The organism is Kitasatospora sp. YST-16 (assembly GCF_026802215.1).
GTDB classification, from domain to species: Bacteria; Actinomycetota; Actinomycetes; order Streptomycetales; family Streptomycetaceae; genus Kitasatospora; species Kitasatospora cineracea.
This window is the reverse complement of sequence record NZ_CP113837.1, coordinates 3,680,190-3,703,066: the sequence shown is the minus strand read 5'-3', so window position 1 is coordinate 3,703,066 and position 22,877 is coordinate 3,680,190. Positions and strand designations below refer to the sequence as shown.

Annotated in this window: 21 protein-coding genes and 3 pseudogenes; 7 read left to right on the top strand and 17 right to left on the bottom strand. The window is 71.7% G+C overall.

Annotated elements, in window-relative coordinates; all coding sequences use genetic code 11:
* Positions 1-279 precede the first annotated feature (279 nt).
* On the top strand, positions 280-999 hold the full coding sequence (locus OU787_RS16910; RefSeq protein WP_030459511.1) for a FadR/GntR family transcriptional regulator: 720 nt from the start codon (positions 280-282) through the stop codon (positions 997-999).
* 180 nt (positions 1,000-1,179) lie between these two features.
* The gene (locus OU787_RS16905) at positions 1,180-2,448 is read left to right on the top strand and encodes a CynX/NimT family MFS transporter (protein ID WP_268659844.1); all 1,269 of its coding nucleotides are present in this window, start codon (positions 1,180-1,182) and stop codon (positions 2,446-2,448) included.
* A 178-nt stretch (positions 2,449-2,626) separates the two neighbouring features.
* On the opposite strand, the gene OU787_RS16900 is transcribed toward OU787_RS16905, so the two are convergent.
* The 14 genes from OU787_RS16900 to OU787_RS16835 all read right to left on the bottom strand — a co-directional run bounded on the left by OU787_RS16900 (position 2,627) and on the right by OU787_RS16835 (position 16,588).
* Complete coding sequence (locus OU787_RS16900; protein WP_268659843.1) at positions 2,627-3,343, bottom strand: ABC transporter permease; 717 nt, start codon at positions 3,341-3,343, stop codon at positions 2,627-2,629.
* Positions 3,344-3,354: 11 nt separating this feature from the next.
* Entirely contained in the window at positions 3,355-4,272 is a 918-nt protein-coding gene (locus OU787_RS16895; protein ID WP_030459514.1) for an ABC transporter ATP-binding protein, read from the bottom strand.
* A gap of 9 nt (positions 4,273-4,281) precedes the next feature.
* Complete coding sequence (locus tag OU787_RS16890) at positions 4,282-5,178, bottom strand: ABC transporter permease (protein ID WP_268659842.1); 897 nt, start codon at positions 5,176-5,178, stop codon at positions 4,282-4,284.
* Complete coding sequence (locus tag OU787_RS16885; RefSeq protein WP_268659841.1) at positions 5,175-6,224, bottom strand: ABC transporter ATP-binding protein; 1,050 nt, start codon at positions 6,222-6,224, stop codon at positions 5,175-5,177. Before OU787_RS16885 ends, OU787_RS16890 begins: the two co-directional genes overlap by 4 nt.
* Before the next feature lie 175 nt (positions 6,225-6,399).
* Positions 6,400-7,413: a hypothetical protein gene (locus tag OU787_RS16880; protein ID WP_268659840.1), complete on the bottom strand. Its 1,014-nt coding sequence runs from the start codon at positions 7,411-7,413 to the stop codon at positions 6,400-6,402.
* Complete coding sequence (locus tag OU787_RS16875) at positions 7,410-8,324, bottom strand: hypothetical protein (RefSeq protein WP_268659839.1); 915 nt, start codon at positions 8,322-8,324, stop codon at positions 7,410-7,412. The genes OU787_RS16880 and OU787_RS16875 overlap by 4 nt, the downstream gene beginning before the upstream one ends.
* Positions 8,321-9,289, bottom strand: a complete 969-nt coding sequence (locus tag OU787_RS16870) for a hypothetical protein (protein WP_268659838.1) — start codon at positions 9,287-9,289, stop codon at positions 8,321-8,323. The genes OU787_RS16875 and OU787_RS16870 overlap by 4 nt, the downstream gene beginning before the upstream one ends.
* 34 nt (positions 9,290-9,323) lie before the next feature.
* The gene (locus OU787_RS16865; RefSeq protein ID WP_268659837.1) at positions 9,324-10,226 is read right to left on the bottom strand and encodes a hypothetical protein; all 903 of its coding nucleotides are present in this window, start codon (positions 10,224-10,226) and stop codon (positions 9,324-9,326) included.
* Between the two features lie 205 nt (positions 10,227-10,431).
* Positions 10,432-11,652: a glycerophosphoryl diester phosphodiesterase membrane domain-containing protein gene (locus OU787_RS16860; protein WP_268659836.1), complete on the bottom strand. Its 1,221-nt coding sequence runs from the start codon at positions 11,650-11,652 to the stop codon at positions 10,432-10,434.
* A 380-nt stretch (positions 11,653-12,032) separates the two neighbouring features.
* Positions 12,033-13,358, bottom strand: coding sequence for a hypothetical protein (locus OU787_RS16855; protein WP_268659835.1), 1,326 nt, complete (start codon positions 13,356-13,358; stop codon positions 12,033-12,035).
* Positions 13,359-13,630: 272 nt separating this feature from the next.
* Complete coding sequence (locus tag OU787_RS16850) at positions 13,631-14,197, bottom strand: hypothetical protein (protein ID WP_268659834.1); 567 nt, start codon at positions 14,195-14,197, stop codon at positions 13,631-13,633.
* Between the two features lie 65 nt (positions 14,198-14,262).
* On the bottom strand, positions 14,263-14,454 hold the full coding sequence (locus tag OU787_RS16845) for a hypothetical protein (protein ID WP_268659833.1): 192 nt from the start codon (positions 14,452-14,454) through the stop codon (positions 14,263-14,265).
* Between the two features lie 325 nt (positions 14,455-14,779).
* Complete coding sequence (locus OU787_RS16840; protein WP_268659832.1) at positions 14,780-15,586, bottom strand: Crp/Fnr family transcriptional regulator; 807 nt, start codon at positions 15,584-15,586, stop codon at positions 14,780-14,782.
* A 111-nt stretch (positions 15,587-15,697) separates the two neighbouring features.
* A complete protein-coding gene (locus OU787_RS16835) occupies positions 15,698-16,588 on the bottom strand; it encodes an LLM class flavin-dependent oxidoreductase (RefSeq protein WP_268659831.1) in 891 nt (296 codons plus the stop codon).
* A gap of 61 nt (positions 16,589-16,649) precedes the next feature.
* On the opposite strand from OU787_RS16835, the gene OU787_RS16830 reads away from it, so the two are divergent.
* Positions 16,650-16,898: a type II toxin-antitoxin system CcdA family antitoxin gene (locus tag OU787_RS16830; protein WP_030459534.1), complete on the top strand. Its 249-nt coding sequence runs from the start codon at positions 16,650-16,652 to the stop codon at positions 16,896-16,898.
* A complete protein-coding gene (locus OU787_RS16825; protein ID WP_268659830.1) occupies positions 16,895-17,296 on the top strand; it encodes a DNA-binding protein in 402 nt (133 codons plus the stop codon). The genes OU787_RS16830 and OU787_RS16825 overlap by 4 nt, the downstream gene beginning before the upstream one ends.
* Before the next feature lie 46 nt (positions 17,297-17,342).
* On the opposite strand, the pseudogene OU787_RS16820 reads toward OU787_RS16825, so the two are convergent.
* A pseudogene (locus tag OU787_RS16820) lies at positions 17,343-17,585 on the bottom strand (LLM class flavin-dependent oxidoreductase); the annotation flags it as partial.
* A 147-nt stretch (positions 17,586-17,732) separates the two neighbouring features.
* Between OU787_RS16820 and OU787_RS16815 the strand changes: the two are divergent.
* Entirely contained in the window at positions 17,733-18,380 is a 648-nt protein-coding gene (locus tag OU787_RS16815; RefSeq protein WP_030459531.1) for a DUF433 domain-containing protein, read from the top strand.
* Entirely contained in the window at positions 18,377-18,838 is a 462-nt protein-coding gene (locus tag OU787_RS16810) for a DUF5615 family PIN-like protein (RefSeq protein WP_268659829.1), read from the top strand. The genes OU787_RS16815 and OU787_RS16810 overlap by 4 nt, the downstream gene beginning before the upstream one ends.
* A 65-nt stretch (positions 18,839-18,903) precedes the next feature.
* Here the strand turns inward: OU787_RS16810 and OU787_RS16805 are convergent.
* Positions 18,904-19,089 (bottom strand): annotated as a pseudogene (locus OU787_RS16805) (LLM class flavin-dependent oxidoreductase); the annotation flags it as partial.
* A 267-nt stretch (positions 19,090-19,356) separates the two neighbouring features.
* Between OU787_RS16805 and OU787_RS16800 the strand changes: the two are divergent.
* Positions 19,357-22,629, top strand: a complete 3,273-nt coding sequence (locus OU787_RS16800; RefSeq protein ID WP_268659827.1) for a discoidin domain-containing protein — start codon at positions 19,357-19,359, stop codon at positions 22,627-22,629.
* A 58-nt stretch (positions 22,630-22,687) separates the two neighbouring features.
* Here OU787_RS16800 and OU787_RS16795 read toward each other — a convergent pair.
* Positions 22,688-22,817: pseudogene (locus tag OU787_RS16795) on the bottom strand (LLM class flavin-dependent oxidoreductase); the annotation flags it as partial.
* Between the last annotated feature and the right edge of the window lie 60 nt (positions 22,818-22,877).

Sequence of the window (22,877 nt, the reverse complement as noted above, 5' to 3'; positions counted from 1 at the left end):
ATTGAACCGTTTCGCACCGGCACCGCGCCGGCGCCGACAAGGAGACTAGCCCACCGAGCGCCAGGGCACAGCGGAATCCGAATTCCGGGAGAGATCGAAGAATATTCGATTCTCGATTCTCGGAAATCGCTGGCATTACCTCCCCATGGCCCGATAAATCGTGAAGAAGCACCCCAAGCCCCGGCGGGCCGGTCAGTTGTAGGATGACCGGGCAAGAGGTTGTAGGATGACTGGTGTCGGTCGGTCGATCGGTCGGTGAGTGCGGAGAGGAGTCCGGGCGTGGAGGGGTTGCAGGCGGCGGGGCGGCGGTCGTTGGTGGATGCCGCGATCGAGCAGCTGCGGGAGCAACTGGCGTCCGGGGTCTGGCCGGTGGGGGCGCGGATTCCGACCGAGCACGAGTTGGCGGAGCGGTTGCAGGTGGGGCGCAACACGGTGCGGGAGGCGATCCGGGTGCTGGTGCACGCGGGGATGCTGGTGTCGCGGCAGGGGGAGGGGACGTTCGTCCGGTCGACGAGCGATCCGGCGGCGGTGCTGCGCGGGGTGCAGCGGTCGGGGGTGCGGGACGTGCTGGAGGTGCGGGCCGCGCTGGAGACCGAGGCGGCGCGGTTGGCCGCCGAGCGGCACACCGCGGAGGACCTGGCCCGGATGCGGGCGGCGCTGGAGCGGGAGGCCGCGGTGATGGCGGCGCACCCGGAGCGGACCGGCCGGGAGGCCACCGTCGAGCACGACCTGGAGTTCCACACGGCCGTGGTGGAGGCGGCGCACAATCCGGCGCTGACCGAGGTGTACCGGTACTTCGGGGCCTCGGTGCGGGAGTCGATGCGCACCGCGTTCGGCGACCACGAGATGCCGGAGGTGGTGATCGCCACCCACGCGGCGCTGGTCGACGCGATCGAGAGCCGGGACCCGGAGCGGGCCGAGGCGGCCTGTCGGGCGCTGCTGGCGGAGCCGACGGCGGCGGTGGAGCAGTTGCTCGCCGAGATCGCCGCGCGGAAGTAACGCCCGGTCGGTCCGGCGAGGCGGTGTCACCGGCGCGATGCGCTGTCGCCGACGTGATGTGCTGTCGCCGACGTGATGCGCCGTCGCGAACGTGATGCGCTGGCGCTTTTGTGATGGGCCGTCAGTTCCGTTACACCCTTTCACTTTTCTTTCACCCCCGTACAGAGAGTCAGCCCCGCCATGTCGGTCACCCGTGCCGTGCAGCCCGCCCTCGAACCGAAGGTCGGCCGCCGAACCGCCGCCACCAAGTACGCCCACCCCGTCCTGCTGCTGGTCGGGATCGTGCTGGTGGCCCTGAACATGCGGGCCTGCCTGGCGGCGGTGTCGCCGATGGTCGTGGAGATCCAGCGGACCTTCGGCCTGTCGGCCACCGCGAGCGGGCTGATCACCACCGTGCCGGTGCTGTTCCAGGGGGTGGGCGCGCCGCTCACGCCGCGGCTGACCCGGCGGTTCGGGACCGAGCGGGTGGTGCTGGGTGCGGTGCTGGCGCTGGGGGCGGGGGTTCTGCTGCGGGTGCTGCCGTCGGTGGCGGCGCTGTACGCGGGCTGCGTGGTGATCGGGGTGGCGATCGCGGTGCTGAACGTGTCGATGCCGGGCCTGGTGAAGCGCGAGTTCCCGCAGAAGGCGGCGGCGATGACCGGCGTCTACTCGACCACCATGCTGGTCGGCGCGACCATGGCGGCCGCCCTGTCGGTGCCGCTGGAGCACGCGCTGGGCGGCGGCTGGCAGGCCTCGCTGGGTGCCTGGTCGGTGCTGGCGCTGGTCGCCGCGGTGGCCTGGCTGCCGCAGGTGCTGAAGGCCCGTCAGGAGCGGACGGTGGCGGTGGCGGTGAAGGTGCCGACGCAGGCGGCCCCGGCGGCGCTGTCGAAGGAGACCGGCACCAGCCCGTGGAAGTCCGGACTGGCCTGGCAGATCAGCGTGTTCATGGGCATCTCCTCGCTGCTGGTGTACACCCTGGTGGCGTGGATGCCGACCATCCTGGCCGACCACGGGATGCCGCGCGGCGAGGCGGGCCTGGTGTTCGCGTTCAGCAACCTGGTGCAGGTGGCCGGCGCGTTCCTGGTGCCGCTGCTGGCGGGCCGGATGACCCGGCAGCGCGGTCTGGCGCTGGTGATGGCCGCGCTGAACGGTGCGGGCGTGCTGTGGCTGCTGCTGGCGCCGGTGTCGGGGGCGTGGTTCTCGGCGACGGTGCTGGGCCTGGCGCAGGGCGGCTCGCTGGGCCTGGGCCTGGCGTTCATCGTGCTGCGCACCGACAGCGTGCTGGGCGCGGCCCGGCTGGGTGGGATGAGCCAGGCGGTGGGCTACCTGGTGGCGGCGGCCGGCCCGGTCGGCGCGGGTGCGCTGCACCAGCTGACCGGCGGCTGGGACGCGACGCTGCTGGTGATGCTGGTGCTGGCCGCGGTCGCGGCGGTGGCCGGCTGGGGCGCGGGCCGCAACCGGACGGTGTAGCGGGCGGGCACGCGAAGGGGCGGGAGAGGTTCGGTGACCTCTCCCGCCCCTTCGCGTGCCCGGGACCCGGAACCTGTGACCCGGAACCCAGAGCCCGAAGCCCAGAGCCTGGGGCCTGCGGCCTGCCGCCCGGGACCCAGAGCTTGCGGGCCCGGGGCCCGCAACTCGCGGCCCGCGGCTACTCCTCGCTGCCGAGGGTGAGCCCGGCCAGCTTGACCGAGGCGAAGGCGGTGGCGCCCGCCGCGACGATGATCAGCAGCCAGACCGCGGTGGCCAGGCCGACGGGGGCGATGACGGTGCCGTCGGCGGCGACCGCCTTGGTCAGGGCCAGGCCCCACTGCTGGACGGAGAGGGTGCGGGCGCCCTCGACGTAGTTGCCGATCAGGCTCTCCCAGATCAGCGCGTAGGCGAGGCCGGCGATCACCGCGTGCCGGGTGAGCACGCCCAGCAGCAGGAACAGCGCGCTGTACGCGGCGCCCGCGGCGAGCGCGCCGACGCCGTAGCCGAGCGCCACGCCGTCCCCGCTGCCGTACAGGATCAGGCCGGCCGCGTAGGTGGGGACGGCGGCGAGCAGCCAGGTGCTGGCGACGGCGACGGCCAGCTTGGTGGTGACGATCTTCCAGCGGGGCAGCGGCTTGGCGAGCAGGTAGACGATCGAGCCGTCCTCGATCTCGGTGGCGATCACGCCGGTGCCGACGATCAGTCCGGTGATCGGCACCAGGGTGCCCAGGGCTAGGCTGCCCAGCACGTTGTGCGCGAGGTCCAGCTTGTCCAGGGTGCTGTTGGCGGCGATCACGGCCAGGACCAGCAGCAGGACCGGGACGGCCAGCAGGATCAGGACCCGGCGGCGGCCGAACAGGCCGCGCGCGGTGAGCCGGGCGACGGTGGTGTTCATCGGTGGGCCCTTCAGGACGAGACCAGGTACGAGAAAACGCTTTCCAGCGACTCGTCGGCCGGGGAGACGGTGTACAGGCGGATGCCGGCCTGCCGGGCGACCTTGGGCAGCAGGGTGGTGAAGCCCTGGAAGTCGATCGCCTGGATGCGCAGGGCCTTCTCGGCGGCGTCGAGTTCGATGCCCGCGGTGGAGCCGTCCGCGATCAGCGCGGAGGCGAGCTGCCGGTCGTCGCTGGAGCGCACCAGGTAGCGGTGCGGGCGGTCGGTCATCAGGCGCCGGATCTCCCGGAAGTCGCCGGACGCGGCGTGCCGGCCGGCCACCACCACCTCGATGTGCCGGGCGAGCTGCTCGACCTCCTCGAGGATGTGCGAGGAGAACAGCACGGTGCGCCCGTCGGCGCCGAACCGGCGCAGCAGTTCCATCAGGTGCAGGCGCTGGCGCGGGTCCATGCCGTTGAACGGTTCGTCGAGCAGCAGCACCGAGGGGTCGTGGACCAGCGCGGAGGCCATCTTGACGCGCTGCTTCATGCCCTTGGAGTAGGTGCCGGTCTGCCGCTCCTGGGCGTACTCCATCTCGACCAGGGCGAGCGCCCGTTCGGCGGCGGCGCCGGCGTCGGCCAGGCCGTGCAGTTCGGCGTTGGCGAGGACGAACTCCCAGCCGGTCAGGTAGTCGTACATCGACTCCTTCTCCGGGACCAGGCCGATCTCCCGGTAGACCTCCTGGTTGCGCCAGATCGGGGCGCCGTCGAGGGCGACGGTGCCGGAGGAGGGCGCGAGGAAGCCGCTCATCATGTGGATGAGGGTGGACTTCCCGGCGCCGTTGGGGCCGAGCAGGCCGGTGATGCCGGGGCCGATGGTCATGGTGACGTCGTTGACGGCGACCACGTTGCCGAACCAGCGGGAGACCTTGTCGATGGTGATGACGGCCATGGCTGCCTCTCAGACGTTCCGGTAGCGGCGCAGCATCAGCGCGTAGCCGCCGGCCGTGAGTGCGACGAGCACGGCCGCGAACACCGCCGCGCCGGCCCCGCCGGGGGCGTGCAGGTTGACGGCGCCGTTGTCGCCCAGGCCGAACAGCTGGTTGACCAGGGTCTCCACCAGCGAGGACGGGGAGATCACGAACGCCCAGGAGGCGGAGTCCTGCCGGACCGGGTCGAAGCCGCCGTTCAGCGCGTAGACGATCGAGGCCAGCGCCTGGGTGATCATCAGGGTGCCCATGATCGCGGCGACGCCGAACCCGCGGCGCGGGGTGGCGGCGGCGATCAGCAGGCCGAGCGAGGCGTACAGCAGCGCGTACAGGACGGCGGCGAACAGGCCGTACAGCAGGTGCAGCAGGTTGTCGCCGAACGGGAACTTCGCCAGCAGCGCGCCGATGAACAGCAGCAGCAGCGGGGAGGCCAGCACGATCATCAGCGCGCTGAACATCGCGGCGAACTTGGCCGCCACGTAGTCGCCGCGGGTGGCCGGGCGGGAGAAGTACAGCGGGACGACGTGGTGCCGCAGGTCCCGGGACATCAGCACGGGGGCCTGCGCGGCCAGGAAGATCTGCGGCAGGACGGAGAACGAGGCCAGGTAGCCGGCGTAGTCCATCGGCATCTTGTCCAGGTGCGCGAACAGCGCGATCGCCAGCATCGCCAGGGCCGGCGCGGCCATCCCGCCCAGCAGCAGGAACGGCAGCACCTTGGACTTGCCGGAGCGGCCCAGGCCGAACGCGGCCCGCAGGCTCTGCACGTACAGCGAGCGGGTGGCGTACCGGCGGCCCAACCGCGGCCCGGTGTACGGGCGGTAGCCGATGTCGTGGATGACGCCGCTGTGGGCGTCGGCGGGGGTGGTCATGCCTGCTCGCCTCCTGCGGCCGCGGCCTGGTACGCGGCGGCCCCGTGCTCCTGCCCGTGCCCGGGTCCGCCGTGCTCGCCGTGCTCGTCGTACTCGCCGTGCTCGTCCTCGTCGGACCGGGTGCTGAAGATCTCGGCGACCCGGTGGCGGCGCTGCTCCAGCCGGATCAGGCCCAGGCCGAGGTCGTCCACGGTGTCGCGGACGGTGTCGTACGTCTCGTCACCGGTGATCTCCACCAGCAGGATCCGGCTGCCGTCGGCGCGGACGGTCAGGCCGGCCGCGGTCAGCCGCTCGGTCAGCACCGCGTCGGCGTCGAAGGTGCGGTCCGACGGGTGGTCGGTGACCTCGACGGCGAGCAGTTGGGTGCTGCCGGTGAACGAGGCGGTGGAGGAGGAGCGCAGCAGCTTGCCGCCGTCGATCACCACCAGGTGGTCGCAGGTCCGCTCCAGCTCGCCCAGCAGGTGGGTGGTGACCAGCACCGAGATGCCGAAGTCGGAGTGGATCCGGCGGATCAGCCCGAGCATCTCGTCCCGGCCGACCGGGTCGAGGCCGTTGGTCGGCTCGTCCAGCAGCACCAACTGCGGGTCGTGGACCAGCGCCTGGGCCAGTTTCACGCGCTGCTTCATGCCGGTCGAGTAGCCGCCCATCGGGCGGTAGCGCTCCTCGTACAGGCCGACGTGGCGCAGGGTGTCGGCGGTGCGCTCGCGGGCCGCGGCGGCCGGCAGGCCGGACATCCGGGCCATGTGCACCACGAACTCGGTGGCGGACACGTCCGGCGGCAGGCAGTCGTGCTCCGGCATGTAGCCGACGCGTTCGCGGATCGCCGGACCCTGGGTGGCGATGTCCAGGCCGAGCACCTGTCCGGTGCCCTCGGTGGCCGGGGACAGCCCGAGGAGGATCTTGATGAGAGTGGACTTGCCCGCACCGTTCGCCCCGACCAGGCCGACCACGCCCGGCTCCACCTCCACGGTGAGCCGGTCGAGCGCGGTGACCCGGGGGAACCTCTTGGTGAGGCCGTCCGTCTTGATGACTGTGGACACGGTCATCAACGTAGCCGTGCACCACCACCTCGCGGAATGCGCTGGGGAGCCGGGCTTTCCTCCCCCCACGGGATGACCCCCCGGCCCCGCCCCCTAGGGGTAGCGGGGGACGGGCCGGGAGCCCGGGTGCCGACGGCGCGTCACTGCCGCGGCGGTGGACCGCCGTTGCGGCCGGTCGGGATCAGGCCAGCAGGCCGCTCTGCAGCGCGACCACTTGGCGGAAGGCCTGCAGCGGGACGCCCCGCGGATTGGTCAGCTGGACCACCGCCACCACGTCGCCGCTCTGCACCCAGCCGATCCGGCCGGTGGGCATCCCGCCGGCCTGCGCGTCGGAGAGCCGGACGTCCACCTGCCCGAAGGCGACCGGGTACTTCCCGTCGACGTCCAGGTGCCAGGACGCGATGTCCTTCGACGACGTCATCCGGAGCGCGCCGGCGAAGAAGTCGGCGGCCTCGTCGCCCGTCCCGAAGTGCAGCAGCCGCAACTCGGTGCGGGTGCCGTCGGCGGCCGTCCACCCCTGCGCCGCCGCGCCCCGGCAGGCGTCCGTGGTCAGCCGCAGGGTGTACGCGTCGTCCGCCGCCAGCATCGCGTCGCGGTCGCACGGCACCCAGCGGCCCGCCACCGGCGGCAGGCTCGGGACGGCGGCGGGGGACGCGGCGCCGCTGCCGGACGGGGACGCCGACGGTGACGGGGACGCCGTCGGGGACGGAGACGTGGACGCCGGCGGGGTGGCGGCCACCGCGCCCTTCGGGGGCGGCAGCAGCAGGCCCCGCAGGTCCGCCGCGTGGGTCCTGACCTTGTAGTCGGACGGGGCCGAGGCGCCGGCCGGCAGCGGAGGGAGCGTCAGCTCCGGGAACGCGTACCGGCCGTCGTTCGGCGTGGCCAGGCCCGGGACGTCGGTGCGCTCCGGCAGGGTCACCAGGACGGCGGTCGCCGCCCCGGTCACCACCGTCAGCAGCACCGCCGCACCGACCTGCCACCGGCGGCGGCGGTCGGCCTTCGCCTGCACCGCCCAGGCGTCCGGGGCCGAAGCGTCCGGGGCCGAAGCGCCCGGAGCCGAAGCGCCCGGAGCCGGAGCGCCCGGAGCCGGGACGGGCTGCGCGGGGACGGGCTGTGCGGGGACGGGCTGTGCGGGGGCCTCGGCGGTGGTCGGGGTCGGGGTGCCCGGCCGGGGCGGGGTGGTGTCGCTGCTCATGCGGAGACTCCCAGTCGGTCCAGTTGCCGGCGGAACAGGTCGACGACCTTGTTCTGGTCGATGGGCGCCACGCCCTCGACCCGCAGCTGCACCAGCAGGTCGCCCACCGCCGAGTAGCAGGTCACGTAGTCGAGTTGGTCGCCCGCCCGCAGCGCTGGCAGGACGCAGCGCGCGTCCGGGTGGCCCGGCACGTCCGGCCCGCGCCGGAACAGGTCGCTGTCGTCGACCAGCGCGCCGAACAGCGCGTTCTGCTCCGACACCGCCTGCTGGTCGAACCTGGTCAGCTTCAGCGCCGCCGTCAGCCGGTTGTCGAACCGGGTCAGGCTGCGCACCCCGACACCGGTGAAGTGCAGGGTGGAGAGCGCGTCCTTCAGCCGGGCCCGGTACTTCTCCGGGACCTCGGCCAGCATCTCCTCCTGCGCCCGGTCCAGGTCCGCGCCGACGAACTCGCCGTCGTTGCCGAGGCTCTTGTAGTCCGGCCCCAGCCGGTAGCCGTCGGGCACCGGCAGCAGCAGGTCGCGCAGGCTGCCGACGTGGGTGCCGTCGGACTTGGCGCCCCACGGGGCGGACGTGCTCGCCGACGGCGCGGGGACCGCGGGGGCGGCGGCGGCCGCCGCGGGGGCGGCCGGCTCGTCGCCGTAGTGCACCCGGATGACCACCTCGCCGATGCCGACGCCGAACAGCGCCGCCGCGACCACCGCCGCGACCGCCTTCGGCGCCCGCCGACGGGCCCGCGCCGGGGCGGCCGGCTGCGGGCCAGGCTGCGGGTCCGACTGCAGGTCCGGCTGCGGGCCAGGCTGCGGGTCCGACTGCGGGTCCGACTGCGGGTCCGGCTGCGGGTCCGGGGTTGCTGACGGCTGGTCAGGGGCTGCTGGTGGTTGGCCGGGGAGCGGGGATTCGATGTCGGTCACGCGAGTCGCTCCCACTGGCGCTTGGCGATGTCTTCGAGTTGCGCCCGGTCCACCGGGTTCTTGGCGTAGACCTGGACGGTCATCAGCACGGTGCCCTTCCGGGCGATCGCCTCGCCGTAGTAGTACGTCTCGGTGCTGCGCGCGTAGGTGTAGGGCTGCTTGGCGACCAGCAGGACGCTCTCGTCGTTGCCGGGGAACTTCGAGACGTCCATGTCCGAAGTGCCGCCCGGGACCATGCCGGTGATCGCCTTCACCACGGACTCCGGCACGTACTGCACCAGCATCACCCGGTAGGTGTCGTCGCCGCTCTTCCAGCGCACGGTGGCGGCGCGGCGGAAACCGTTGCCGAGCATCTCGACGAACATGTCCTCGCTGTCGCCGAAGGTCTCCGCCCGGTCGGCCGCGGACAGCCAGCCGTCGCCGTCGCCGTCGGTGCGGTCCGTGCTGCCCGCCGGACGGTCGATCAGCAGCCGGCGCAGGTCGCCGTCGATGTTCAGCGGCGGCGGGCCGGCGGCGGCCAGCGCCGCGGCGTCCACCCGCTCGGCCGGGTAGGTCAGTTTGGGCGCGGTGAGGGCCGGCAGCGGCGTCGGCGGCCGGGAGGACTGGATCGCGTAGCCGACCGCCGCACCAATCACCGGGCCGGCCAGCACCGCGGTCAGGAACAGCGCACCCGCACCGAGCCTCCGCCTGCGGCGGGCGGGTTCGGCACCCGACTCGACCAGGTCGGGCCCGGCAGTGCCGAAGACCGGCGGGACGAACGGGTTCCCGGCCGCCGACGGGGACGCGGACGCGGGCACGAACGGGGCGGGCGGGGCGAACGGGTTCGGGGCGGGCGGGATCGGGGCGGGCGGCGGGCCCTGGGCGGGCGGGGCGGGCGGGTTCGGGGCGGAGGTCGGCGGCGCGGGGGCCTGCTCGGCGGCGGCGGCCGTCCCGGGCTCCGCCGCGTCCGCGGGTTCGGTGCTCAACTGGTGCTCCTGGGAAGAGGGTTCGGGACGTCCGTCAGCCGTCGGCAAGGTGGTCGCGGGCACGCTTCATCGCGTCGAAGAGCAGCGCCTTGTCCGGATCGCCCTGCACCTCGACGGTGACCTCGTAGACCACGTCGCCGACCACGCCGATGCCGACCAGCTCACCGGTGTACGCCTGCTGCTCGGGCTTGAAGACGTAGCCCTTGGCGTTCGGGACGCCGTCGATGCCGAACGAGGACCGGTCGAAGCTGGTGTTGTCGGCGAAGCCCTGCGCCCGGTCGGTCCGGCCGAAGCGGCGCAGGTCGGTCCGCACCTCGGTCTTCCCGTCCCGGGTGCGGTAGGTGCGGGTGGCCGCGTCCTTGAAGCCCCAGGAGTCGAGGATCCCCTTCAGGTCGACGCTCTTGCTGTACCGCGCCTGGAGGTCGTCCATGCTCATCATCGCGCCGTCCGGGGAGCCGTACGGGTCGGCGTCGTCGGGCACCGGCAGCAGGAAGTACCGCAGGTCACCGCTGTGCTTGCCGCCCGAGACGCTGCCCTGCAGGGTGCTGGACGGGCGTGGGGCCACCGTCGGCGTCGGGGTCGGGCTCGGCGCGGGCGGCGGGGTCGGCGTCGGGCTGGCGCTGGGACTCGGGCCGGCGCCGGCGCCGGCGCTGGAACCGGGACCGGTCGACGGGGGCGCGGCGGCGGCTGCGGGGTGCGCGGGGCGGTCGGGGCGGCCCACCGCGACGGTGACGGCCGCGCTGGCCGCGGTCACCGCGAGCAGCCCGGCCACCGACAGCCCGACGCCGACCGCCCTGGGCAGTCGGCGCGTCGGCCCGGGCTGCGACTGCAGCTGCAGCTGCGGCTGCGGCTCGGGCGGGGCGGTCGGAGCCGGGACCGGGGCCGGGGTTGGCTCCGGGGCCGGGGTTGGCTCCGGGTCGGCGGGCGGTTCGGGCACGGACAAGGGTCTCCCCCCAGGGTTCACATGGCTGCCCGCGCAGCGGAACGGGCCGTCCCCCCGGTCGGCCCGAACGCGTTCGTCATCGCGCGGTGCACGAATTATGTGAGACCCGTGTGGCCGTCAACAACACGGTTCCGCCGACCAATCGCCGTAATCCACGGCCAATCGGACAGCCCGTGACTGAACCGCAATCAGGTCGGGTTCACTGCCCGGCCGGGCCCTCCTCGGAGTTCGGTGCGGCGGTCGGTCCGGCGGCGGAACCGGTGGCCGGAGCGGCAGTCGGTGCGGTCGGCGCGGCGGGCTCGGCCGGGGCCGTGGGCTGGGCCGGGACGGGCGCGGACGGCGCGGCGGGCTGCTGCCCATACGGCGCGGACGGGGCGGGCTGGGCGGACGGGGCGGGCTGCGCGGACTGCTGCGCGTAGCCGTAGGCCTCGGCGAAGTGGATGCCGGCCGCCTCGGCCAGCGCGATGTCCAGGCGCTCGTTGCGGATCCGGCGGTCGATGTAGAGGACGCCGTTGACCAGCGGGACCAGCGGGCCGGTGGCCAGCATGCCCAGCAGCATGACGAGCGAGTAGCCGACCAGCAGGAAGGTCATCGTGCCGTCGCCGAACTCGACCCGGGAGGAGTCGCTCTGCAGGTCCATCGAGGTGAGCGGCACCGCCACGGACAGGATCATCGTGAGCGGGTAGCTGATCACCCCGACCGCGATCCGGCCGATGAGGGTGACCAGCGCGGTGAGGCCGAAACTGCGCCACCAGTTGCCCCGGTTGAGCTGCCAGGCCCGGCCGATCGCCGCCCTCGCGGTGCTGTCCTCCAGCACCAGCACCGGGATCTGCGGGGCCAGCCGCACCACGACGTAGAAGCCGCCGAGCCCGACGACCGCGCTCAGCAGGAACATCAGCAGGAACACCGCCGGGCTGCCGGTGGCGACGCCGAGCAGCACCATCAGGCCCACCAGCAGCACGTTCAGCACCAGCAGCGGCCCGTACAGCAGCGCCATCGAGGCGACGGACGCCCCGATCCGCTGCCGGGCCTCCTTCCAGGCCTGACCGGCCGTCATCCGGCGGCCGAGGGTCGCGGCCCGCAGCACCACCGTGGCCAGCGGCCCGGCCACCACGTACTGAACGATCCCGAGCAGCAGGAACAGCCCGAAGATCACCATCAACGGCCAGAACAGGGCCCACAGCTGATCCCCGGTGGGCTCGTCCGGGGCCTGCGGGAGGGCCTCGAACGCGTCCCGGAGCCGGCCCGCCAGCAGCACCGACACCACCACCATCGGCACCGCCAGGACGCCGGTCACCGCCGCGAGCGGCAGGTAGAGCGCGCCGGAGTAGCGCCGCACGGTGTCGAAGACGGCGCTGAACATCTCGCCGAACGCGAGCGGCCGCAGCGGCAGCACCCCGGGCTTCGGCGCGACCGGCACGGCCCCCCAGGGGCCCTGCCCCCACCCGCCGCCGCCGTTCCACCCGGGCCGCCCGTACCCCGGCCAGCCCCCCTGCCCGGGAGCACCCTGCCCGTACGGCTGCCCACCGCCCTGCTGCTGACCCGGACCGCCGCCGTCCCCGCTCATCCGCACCCCTCCAAGAGGCCTCCGGTCCCGTCGTTCGGGCTCCGCCGTCGAGCCTAGGGCCCGGTTCGGACCACCACCGAGGCACCCCACTGATCGGGCCGTTGACGACCGTTCCGCGCGACGGGGTCGGTGGCGGGCATCCCCCCGCCGGTGGCGGGCATCCTCCCACCCTCCGTCAGCGGCGGACGCCCACCGTCAGCGGCGAGCGCCCCCGTCAGTGACGCGCGTCCCCGTCAGTGGTGCGCGCGCCGCCGGCGGTGCGTGCCCCGGCGGCGGTGGAGGGCCACCAGGGTCAGCAGGCCGCCGGACACCAGGGCGAGGCCGCCGCCCAGCGTCGGGGTCAGGTCGTCCGCGCCGGTGCTGGCCAGCGTGCCGTCGTCACCGCCACCGGGGCGGAGTGCGGCCGGGGCGGCCGTCGTCGCGGACGGGGAGCCGGCCGGGGCCGGGGTGGCAGTGACGGTCACGGTCGCGGCGGCGGTGGTCGGGGCCGGGGGCTCCGGGACGGTGGGCGTCGGGGTGGCCGTCGGGTCCGGGGTGGTCCCCGGGTCGGTGGGCGTCGCCGTCGGGGAGGCGGTCGGCGCGGGGGTCGTGCCCAGGAAGGCGAACGTCCCGTGCGCCTCCGGGTTGCCGGCGCCCCAGGTGAGGACCTGGTACTCGGCCCGGACGTCCACCTTCCAGCTCACCAGCTCCGGCTGGGCGGCCAGGGTGTAGGAGACGGTGCTGTCCCCGGCGGGGAGGTCGCACCAGATGATCGTGGTCGGCGAGTTGAGCTCGCTCGTCACGTGCCGGCAGGAGCCCGCGGGGGCCGCCGTCGCATCGGCCACCTTCACTCCGACCGACGTCGGGAAGGAGGGCCAACTCGGCTGCCCCGCGGCGCTTTCGAAGAAGAGCTGGAGCTTGCCCGGGTCCACCGCGTGGACCTGCACCTGCTGGGTGACGGTCCCGCCGGCCGGCAGGTCCGGGGTGGTCAGCCGGAGCGTGTTCCGGGCCACGTGGTCGGGCGTCTCCACGGTGATCCTCGCGGCCTGCACGCTCGCGGGCCCGTCGGCCGGCCTGCTGCCCGACGTCTTCACCCCGGCCACCGCGTCCGCGACGCTCCCGCCCCGCGGCACGAAGACCGCGCCGTAGTAGGCGACCGTCCCGTCCTTCGCCGCGTCGGACGCGCCGATCAGCGGCGAGGAGTAGACGTTCGGCGGAGTGGAGTCGCAGCTGTACACGCCGGCCGCACCCGCCACCGCCGCGCAGGCCGAACTCCCGGACCCGGCACCCACCTTGACGCTCAACCCCGCCGGGAGCTCCAGCGCGGCACCGGCATCGGTCAGCGGCTTCGCACTCACCGCGAACACCCACGTGCCGTCCGCGATCCCGTACACGCCCCCGCCGGGAGCCAGCGGCCGCTCCGACTCCCCCGGCTGGATCACCAGGTCCCTCAACTGGAACGTCACCGGCTGCACCTCCGCCCGGGCCCCCGCGGCGAAGGCGAACGCCCCGGCCCCGACGGCCGCGACCGCGACCCCGGCACTCAGAACGCGACGTGGAGCACCCGTGGCAGTGCGCATCTGTGTCTTCCTCGAAGTCGAATGGCCGCGGCTCGACCGCGACGACGGCGCGAGGTCCCCCCTACGCGCGGCTGTAGCGTAGTCCAAAGCCCGAACCAATCGTGAACGGAATTCCCTTCCGCCCCAAGGCCACTGACCTGCCCGCCCCTACCTGCCGCCCCCACCTGCCGCCAGCACCGGGTCGGCGGAGCTTCGGGGGAGCCGCGGTTCGTATCGGTGGCGGCGCGATGGGCCGCCACCGACGGCTTCGCGCCGGAGCTGCCGCCCACTTGTCAATCGCGGCCTCGCCACGACCTCCCCGTCCCGGGTGTGCCGGGGCGCTGCACGACCGGCTGCACGCTGCAGACGGCTCGGCCCTGGCATCCGGTCGATCTGTCCCGGTCCGCCGGCTCGGCCATCCGTTGAAGGTCCAGTCGGTCCTTCGGCCGGTCGAGCCGCTGCTTCCACACGACCGTGTCGGCGACGGTGAGGAACCGGAAACCACCGATCCTCTCCGCCCGGTCGAACAGGTCCTCCACCTCGCCGAACATGCCGACGAACCAACTGTCGGTGATCTCCAGGCGCCCGCCCATCAACCGGATGGAGACGGCGCCGTCGAACGGAGCCGGCTCGGGCCGGCCCAGCACGAGAGCCCGTCGCAGGGCCTCACCCCGCGCCACCACGTCAAGATCGCCGATCCGGTCCCGCAGCCCCCGCACGTACAGAGGAGCACTGCCGGCGATCAGCAGATCCTCGGCCGGGAGGCCCAACTCCCGCAACAGGCGGAACGGTTCGGCCCGCAGCCGCCCCGGGAGCAGGGGCGCCGCCACCGGGGTGCGGCAGACATCGTGGAAAAGCACCGGATGCTTCCGGTGCTCCCGCTCGCTGCCGGCCCTGGAGGGCGGACGCCCCTGCCCGGCCACCTTCAGGCCCGGAAGGAGGCGAATGCCGCGATGAGCCGCGGAATCACGGCGATGAAACCGGTCAGGGCGGTGATCACGACCGCCACCTTGAACGGAGCGCTCCTGCTCATCCGAGCGACGGCGAAGGCCGCCAGGCCGAGAGCGGTGAGCGCGACTGCCGCACCGATCGCTGCGATCCACATGTCGGTGTTCAAACTGCCTCCCGGGAGGGTTGGTTGCCGAGCCCTGTGCCGGCGGGTACCCAGCGCCTTGGTAGGAGGCGCCGCCTCGTACGGGCGGCCGGCGAAGACAACGCTACGAGTCGGAAGCACCCGGTTCCAGGCCTTCCGGCATTCCGGAACGGACAGCGGAAAGCCCGTCAAACCCTCTACTTTGAGCAGGTCTTGGCCCGACATTCGCATCTACCCTGATCAGGCTGCCGCCGGGCCCTCTTGCCGAGCCCACCGCAGTGAAGGTGTAGGTGGAGCCGCGGGGGTGGTAGCCCGTAGCTCCCACCTACCCATGTCCACGGGGCCGTCATCAATCCTGCGTATCGCGGGAAGTCCCTTGCGAAAGCCCGGTGGACGCGTCCTCCGCCAAGTGGGGCAGGACCGCCAGGTCACTGAGCGCGTCCAGGTCGAGTACGGTCAGACGCCGGTAACTGGTGTCGATGAGACCGTTCCTTCTGAGTTGCTGCAACGACCGCGTCACTCCGGCCATGGACGAGGAGATGATCGCGGCCAGGTCCTCCTGACTCAGCGGGACCGTGATGGCGACCCCGTTTCCCGCCGGTTCCCCGTACGTCTCCGCGAGTTCCACGAGCACTCTCGCCAGACGGACCTGGAGCGGGTAGCCGCCGGTGTCCACCCGTGCCCTCGTGGCCGCCCTCAACTTGCCTGCTACGGCCGCCACCAGGGCAAGTGCGATCTGCGGCTGCTCGCGGAAGAGCCGCACGAACTCGCTGTGCCGAACCGCTCGCGCCCGCACCGTTCCGACGGCGGTCACGGTGGCGGAACGGGGCGCACCGTCGATTGCGGCGAGTTCCCCGACCACGTCGCCTGCGGCCCGGATCGCAAGCAGGCTGACGTGCCCCTCCCGCGTCGTCGACGTCACTTTGACGAGCCCCTGCTCGATCAGGAAGAGGTGAGAAGTGCGCTCCCCCTCCCTGACGATGGTCTCGCCGGCAGCATGGACCGACACTCTTCCGGCCCGCATCAGGGCCTGTCGTGAAGGTTCGGACAGAAGCCCCAGATAGGAACCGGCCGGCCAATCGACACCGAGCGGCCGTCGCTCCTCGGACCCCGGCGGCCGGGCAGCACCGCCGGTGGGCGGTGGATCGGCGCTCATGCACACCTCCGCGGTCCGGGTCGGACTTCCCATGCTGCCAAAGGCGCGGCCCGCTGTGAACACGCTCACCCGAACCGTCGACCGTCCGACGGCAACCGGCCGCACCGTCGATCAGCCGGCGAGTTGGGCGAGGCCCTCGGTGGCGATCTCCTCGAACACGGCGAGGTCGGCGGCGAAGACCGAGTCCGGGACGGGCCAGTGGACGACCAACTCGGTGATGCCCAGTTCCTGGTACCGGCCGGCCCAGTCGACGAAGGCGTCCACCGACTCCAGCGGCTTCTCCGCCGTCGAACCCTGCAGCAGCACCTTCTCCAACTCGCCGGCGTCCCGGCCGACCGCCGCGCAGGCCGCCGTCAGCTTCTCGAGCTGCCGGGCAATCACCTCGGGCGCCTGCTCGACCGGCACGTCCGCCGGCCCGCGCGGGTCGCCGTACGTCACCCAGCCCTGCCCGTGCTCCGCCGCCAGCTTCAGCCCGCGCGGGCCGGTCGCCGCCACGTAGAACGGCACCCGGGGCACTTGCACGCACCCCGGCACGTTCCGCGCCTCCACCGCCGAGTAGTACTCCCCCTCCCGGGTCACCGCACCGTTGCGCAGCAACTCGTCCAACAGCCCCACGAACTCCCCGAACCGCGCCGCCCGCTCCCGCCCCGACCACGCCTCCTGCCCCAGCGCCGTCGCATCGAACCCGGCCCCGCCGGCCCCGATCCCCAACGTCAACCGCCCGCCCGACACGTCGTCCAGCGTGATCAGCTCCTTCGCCAACGTCACCGGATGCCGGAAGTTCGGCGAGGTCACCAGCGTCCCCAGCCTGATCCGCTCGGTCGCGCAGGCCGCCGCCGTCAGGGTCGGCACCGACCCGAACCACGGCTCGTCCCGGAAGCTCCGCCAGCTCAGGTGGTCGTACGTGTACGCGGCGTGGAAGCCGAGTTCCTCGGCCCGCCGCCACACCTTCTGCCCCTCGCTCCACCGGTGGATGGGGAGGATCACCGTGCTCAGTCGCATGGCCTGACACTATGCCGCCGAAGACCGGCCGGAGTGTGCATACCGGCAGTATGCTTGCTTCATGGCGGCTACCACGCGCATCACGGTCACCCTGCCCACGGAGCAGGTGGCCGAGCTGAAGAAGCTCACGGACAACGTCTCCGGCTACGTCGCTGAAGCGGTGGCCCGGCAGATCAGGCACCAACTGCTCGCGGAAGAACTCCGCCAGTACGAGGAGCAACACGGCGCGTTCACGGAAGAGGAGCTCGCCGCCGCGCACGCGAGGATTCTGGGGTCGTCCGAGCCTGGCAGTGGAGCGGCTGCCGCGTGAGTGTGCGGATCGAGACCGTCGTGCTGGACTCCCAGGGAATATCCGCCTGGATCTCGCAGGACCGGGGCGTGCTCGCGATGATCAAGGCTTTCCACTCGATGGGGGCCGGCCTGGTCATCGGCGCCAACACCATCGTGGAGATCTCGCACGCCAGGGCGAACACCGCCCGACTGAACTGGGTGCTCTCGCAGGTCAGGATCGAGCCCGTGACCGAGCACGCGGCCAGAGCCTCGGCAGCACTCCTCAAGCAGGCCGGTCTGCACGGCTACAAGTACGCCATCGACGCCACCGTCGCCGAGATGGCACTCCGTCAGCCAGGTCCGGTGGCCATGCTGACCTCGGACATCGACGACATGGCCAAGCTCTGCGGTGACCTGATCCGGCTCATCGCCATCTGATTCGAGGGTGGGTCAGAGCATTCATGATCCGCGTTTCCACAGGTCAGACCGTGATGGGTGAACGAGGCTTGACCGAGGTCACCAGCGTCCCCAGCCGGATCCGCTCGGTCGCCGTCGCCACTGCCGTGAGGGTCGGCACCGACCCGAACCAGGGCTCGTCCCGGAAGCTCCGCCAGCTCAGGTGGTCGTACGTGTACGCCGCGTGGAAGCCGAGTTCCTCGGCCCGCCGCCACACCTTCTGCCCCTCGCTCCACCGGTGGATGGGGAGGATCACCGTGCTCAGTCGCATACCGGCGACCCTACGCGTCCGCCGCATCGGCGATCCGATCTGCAGCGGGTCGCTGAGTCGGGTGAAATCGTGGCAGTCAGGCCGACCCTACGAGAGCATGAAGTACGGTTCGGTCGACTGCCGAACGGAGCCAGGGAGGTGCCGCAGTTGTCGTACGAGCCGAAGCTTGCTGCCGCGCTGTCTGGTGCCACCCTGCGCCAGTTGTCGCACTGGCGCAGGACCACAGCCGCACGCGGAGCCGTGCTGGTTCCGGAACTTTCAGCCTCTCGGCCGATCCTCTACTCCTTCCGGGACGTCGTGGCCCTCCGCGCGTGCGTCCATCTGCGCCAGGACACCTCGCTCCAGAAGATCCGGCGTGCGCTGGACACCTTGCGCGACGATCTCAACGAGCACGAACACCTTTCGCGCTACCGGCTGGTGGCCAGCACCGACACCATCTACCTGGCTGCGCCGGATCACGCCGTGGACCTGGTGCAGAAGCGCGGCAACCTGGTCATCCACGAGATGGTCGACGTACTCGCCCCGTTCTACCGCAATGGCCGCCAGATCCCGAGCCTTCTGCAGCCCAGAGAGCATCTGTCTGTGGATCCGCTGGTCCGTGGCGGCGAACCCGTGATCGAGGGAACGCGTGTCCCGGCTTCGGAAGTCGCTGCCCTGCTGAAGGACGGTGTCCCACCGGAGTCGGTCAGGGACTTCTATCCCGGTGTCACCGCGGCAGCTGCCCGCGACGCCGCAGACTTCACCGCCTACGTGGACAGTTACTCGGATGAAGGATTCCGGCAGGCTGCCTCTTGAAAATCCTGCTCGACGAGAACGTCCCCCTGCCTTTGGCGCGCATGGCCCAGCTGCTGCTGAAGCAACACGAACTTCAGCACGTGGCAGAGATCGTCGGCTGGGCGGGCACCAAGGACATCGAGCTCTACGCGCGGGCAGCCTCAGCAGGCTTCCAGGTCGTGATCACCAACGACACCAAGCAGATGGCTCGCCCGCTGGAGGTCGTGGCGATCGCCGAATCGGGGCTGCACAGGATCGAGTACCGCCACAATCACAAGCACGGGGGCCTCGTCGGCTTGGGCGCGGCTGTCGCCACCGTCTGCGCCGGCCTGCCACACGCGCTGGCCGAACTCGAGCGCTCAACAGGCCAACTTCTGCTGTCTCTTACTTCGATCGACCCGTCGCATCAGAGCCGCCTGCGAATCGTGAATCCCGCCGCAACCCCTCCGAAGCACTGGCCTGCTTCCGGGGGCGCGTGAGGAGCGGGTCGTTCGAACGAGCTCCGCGCCGAACGGGCGCAACCGCGGGTCTCCCCAGCTCAGGCCGTGATGGGTGAACGAGGCTTGACCGAGGTCACCAGCGTCCCGAGCCGGATCCGCTCGGTTGCCGTGGCCGCCGCGGTGAGGGTCGGCACCGACCCGAACCAGGGCTCGTCCCGGAAGCTCCGCCAGCTCAGGTGGTCGTACGTGTACGCCGCGTGGAAGCCGAGTTCCTCGGCCCGCCGCCACACCTACTGCCCTTCGCTCCACCGGTGGACAGGGAGGATCACCGTGCGCAGTTCGCCGGTATCCGCGGGGCGGGAGGGACCGGCGGGTCGAAGGGCGCGGCCAACCACTCGTGGATGTAAGCCTGTTGGCTCCTCCTGGCGCGGTGGCCTTCGGGTCTATGCCCAGTGTCGATATCGGCACGACCGACCGTGCACGCATCGATACCATACGCGCGTCCGAGCCGCTCATCCCGAAGGACGAGCGGCTGCTGTGTCGTCCGAGGGGGAAACATGAGCAGACGTCTGCTCAAGTCGTCGGTCTTCCTGATAGCGTCCGCGCTCTTCGCCGGTCTCGCTCAAGTACCGGCCTTCGCGGCCACTCCGTCCGTCTGGATCCAGAGCGCCTCCGACCACATCTTCTCGTCCTCCGGGCGGCCGTCGGCGCCGGTCACCGGCATCGCGTTGTACGCGGCCCGCAACGAGATCCAGGCCGCGCAGATCGCGGTCCGTTCGACCTCGGACGCGACCGGGGTCTCGGTGGTGGCCGGTGACCTCACAGGTCCCGGCGGAGCGAGCATTCCGGCCGCCGACATCACGGTGTCATCGGAGTACAACCACCCGAACGTCAACAAGCCGGGCGCGCAGACCCAGAACCCGCCCGACGGAAGCAGCAACTACTACGACGCCCTGATCGAGAACACCCCGAGCGCACTGGCCGCCAACTACACGCAGCCGTACTACTACAGCGTCGCCGTCCCGACCGGGCAGGCACCCGGCACCTACTCCGGCACAGCCACCGTGCAGAGTTCGCTCGGCAACGTGTCCGTCCCGGTGACCGTCACCGTGTACGACGTCACGGTGCCGCCGGCGAACCGGTCGACCTTCCGGATGAACAACTGGTTCACCTCGGCCGGTTGGGACTACGCGGGCACCGAGCTGGCCATCCCGCTCCAGTACGGCGTCACGATGTACGACGCCAACTGGTGGAAGGTCATCGGCAACATCGCGGCCGATCACGCCAAGCACCGCAACAACGTGATCTGGGCGGACTTCCAGGCGCTGCTGATCCCGAACTCCAGCGAGGACGCGAACGGCAACTACACCTTCGGATGGGCGACTTACGACCGGTTCATCCAGACCTTCATCGACGCGGGCGCGCTCCAGTACATCTACCAGACGCCCCTGATCGGCGGAACCTACGGCTCGCCCCAACTGCACGAACTGCAGAACGTCAACGGTGTGCTCAGCCATGTCCGGGCCCCTGCCAACACCGCCGCCGCCACGACCTACCTCAACACGGTGTTCTCCGCTCTCAAGGCCCACTTGGACAGCAAGTGCCTCGACAGCACTCCCGTCTGCGCACCGGGGCGACGCTGGAGCGACGTCCTCTACATGAGTTCCGTCGACGAGCCGACCAATATCGACACCGCACAGATGGCCGCGTCCAACTGGCTGTACGACCGCTACCACGCCTACTTCCCGGGCGGGATGACCAACGAGGCCCAGTACAACATCGCGCCGAGCGACCACCAGCGGCTCTCCACGTTGACGCCGGTCGGCAACGACACCGACTTCGACGCCAACTACGGCTACTACCAGAGCCAGCGCCTGGCCGGAAAGGACCTGTGGCTCTACGACGCCGATCACCCGCTCGACAACCACCTGAACCGCTTCATCAGCTACCCGCTGGCGGAGTCGCGGCTCATCCCGCTGATGGAGTCGAGCGTCGGCGCGATCGGCTACCTGCACTGGGGCTGGAACTACTGGGTGGACCCGCTCGACTGGAACGACTACAGCAAGGGCTTCGTCACCCTCGACACCTTCAACTACTCCAACCAGGTCACCGCGAGCGCCAGTAGTGGCAACTACATGCTGGTGCGCCCCAACAAGGCGACCTACGGCATCTACGACAGCGTGCGCAGCGAGGCCCAGCTCTACGGCCTGCAGGACTACGAGCTGCTGCACCAGCTCTCCGCGGTCAAGCCGGTGACCGCTCGGGCCCTGCTCAACACGCTGATCACCAACACCACGACCTACGACACCTCGGGCGCCGACATCGACCAGCGGCACAAGCAGATCCTCGACGCCCTGGTCGCGCCGGGCGGCGACGCGAGCTTCCCGTTCACGGACGACTTCAGCTCGGGCAACGACGCCAACTGGCGTCACCTCAACGGCTCCTGGTCGGTGACCCCCGGGCCCGCGTACGTCCAGAGCAGCACCGACACCGCCTCCTGGAACGTGGTCTCGGCCGTCGCCGGCCGCGCCTACCAGGACGCGGCGGCCTCAGTCGACCTGCAGATCACCGGGGTCAACACCGCGGACGGCGGCAACAGCAACTGGGCCGGTCTGACGGTGCACAGCCTGAACCCGACCGACACGGACTCGGGGTACCTGGTCGCCGTGCGCGACAACGGCGGACTGTTCGTCTACCGCAGCGGCACCCAGCTCGCCTCGACCACCGTCCCCGGTTACACGGCCGGCCAGTTGGTGCACCTGCGCGTGGTCACGCGCGGCAGCACCATCCAGGTGTACGCCAACGGGACCACCCCGCTGCTCACCGTCACGGACGGCAGCTTCCCGGTCGGCAGCATCGGGCTGGCCACCGGTGGGGCGAGCGCCAAGTTCGCGAACGTGCGGATCAATCCGCTGGTGAATCCGGTGGAGGCCGCCGCAGTCACCGTCTCCAGCTCGTACGAGGCCGACGGCTGGAGCGCGGGCGCGGCTGTGGACGGCGGCACGGGGTCGAGCTCGACCTCCGTGGGCTGGAGCAGCGCGCTCAACAGCACCGCCGCCCACACCGAATGGATCACCGCCGACCTGGGCGCCGCCAAGCCGCTCAGCCGGATCGACCTGTTCCCGCGCAGCGACGGCGCCAACACGGGCATGGGCTTCCCCGTGGACTTCACCGTCCAGGTCTCCGCGGACGGCACCAACTGGACCACCGTGGCCTCGGTGACGGGTGCTCCCCGGCCGGGGGCCGGGGCCCAGTCCTTCCCGTTCGCCACGGCCGACGTCCGCTACATCAAGGTGACCGGCACCAAGCTGAGTACCGACCAGCTCGGCCACTACTACATGCAGCTCGCCGAGATCCAGGCCGCAGGGGGCGACCTCGCGCTCGGCCGTCCGGTCAGCGCCTCCAGCTCCGTCGACGACTACGGCGCGGGCTGGGTCCGCCCGGCACTGACGGACGGCTCGGTCGCCTCGGACCTCGGGTACTCGATGGGGTGGAGCAGCAGGGCGAGCACCGCGACCGGACCGGAGTGGGCGACGGTCGACCTCGGCGGTGTCAGCCCGGTCAGCAGGGTCGACCTCACGGCCCGGACCGACGGCGCCAACACCGGACTGGGCTTCCCGGTCGACTTCACCGTCCAGGTGTCACCGGACAACGTGAACTGGACCACGGTGGTCACCCGGACCGGGTACCCGCGGCCGACCACAGCCGTCCAGAGCTTCACCTTCCCCCCGGTCACGGCCCGGTACGTGAAGGTCAGCGGGACGAAGCTCAGCGCCGACCAGTTCGGCACGTACTACCTGCAACTCGGTGAGATGTCCGTGAGGAGCTGAGCCGGGCCTTCCGGCCGGCCCGCGGGCCGGCCGGAAGCGTTCCCGCAGGTCAGGATGCGACGGGTGAACGAGGCTTGACCGAGGTCACCGGCGTCCCCGGCCTGATCCGCTCCGTGGCAGCAGCCGCCGCCGTCAACGTCGGCACCGACCCGAACCACGGCTCCTCCCGGAAACTCCCGCCAGCTCAGGGGACACTGGGGCGCGGCCCTGGCTTGCCAGCGCGCTGTCGGACAACCCTGGCGGGTGGG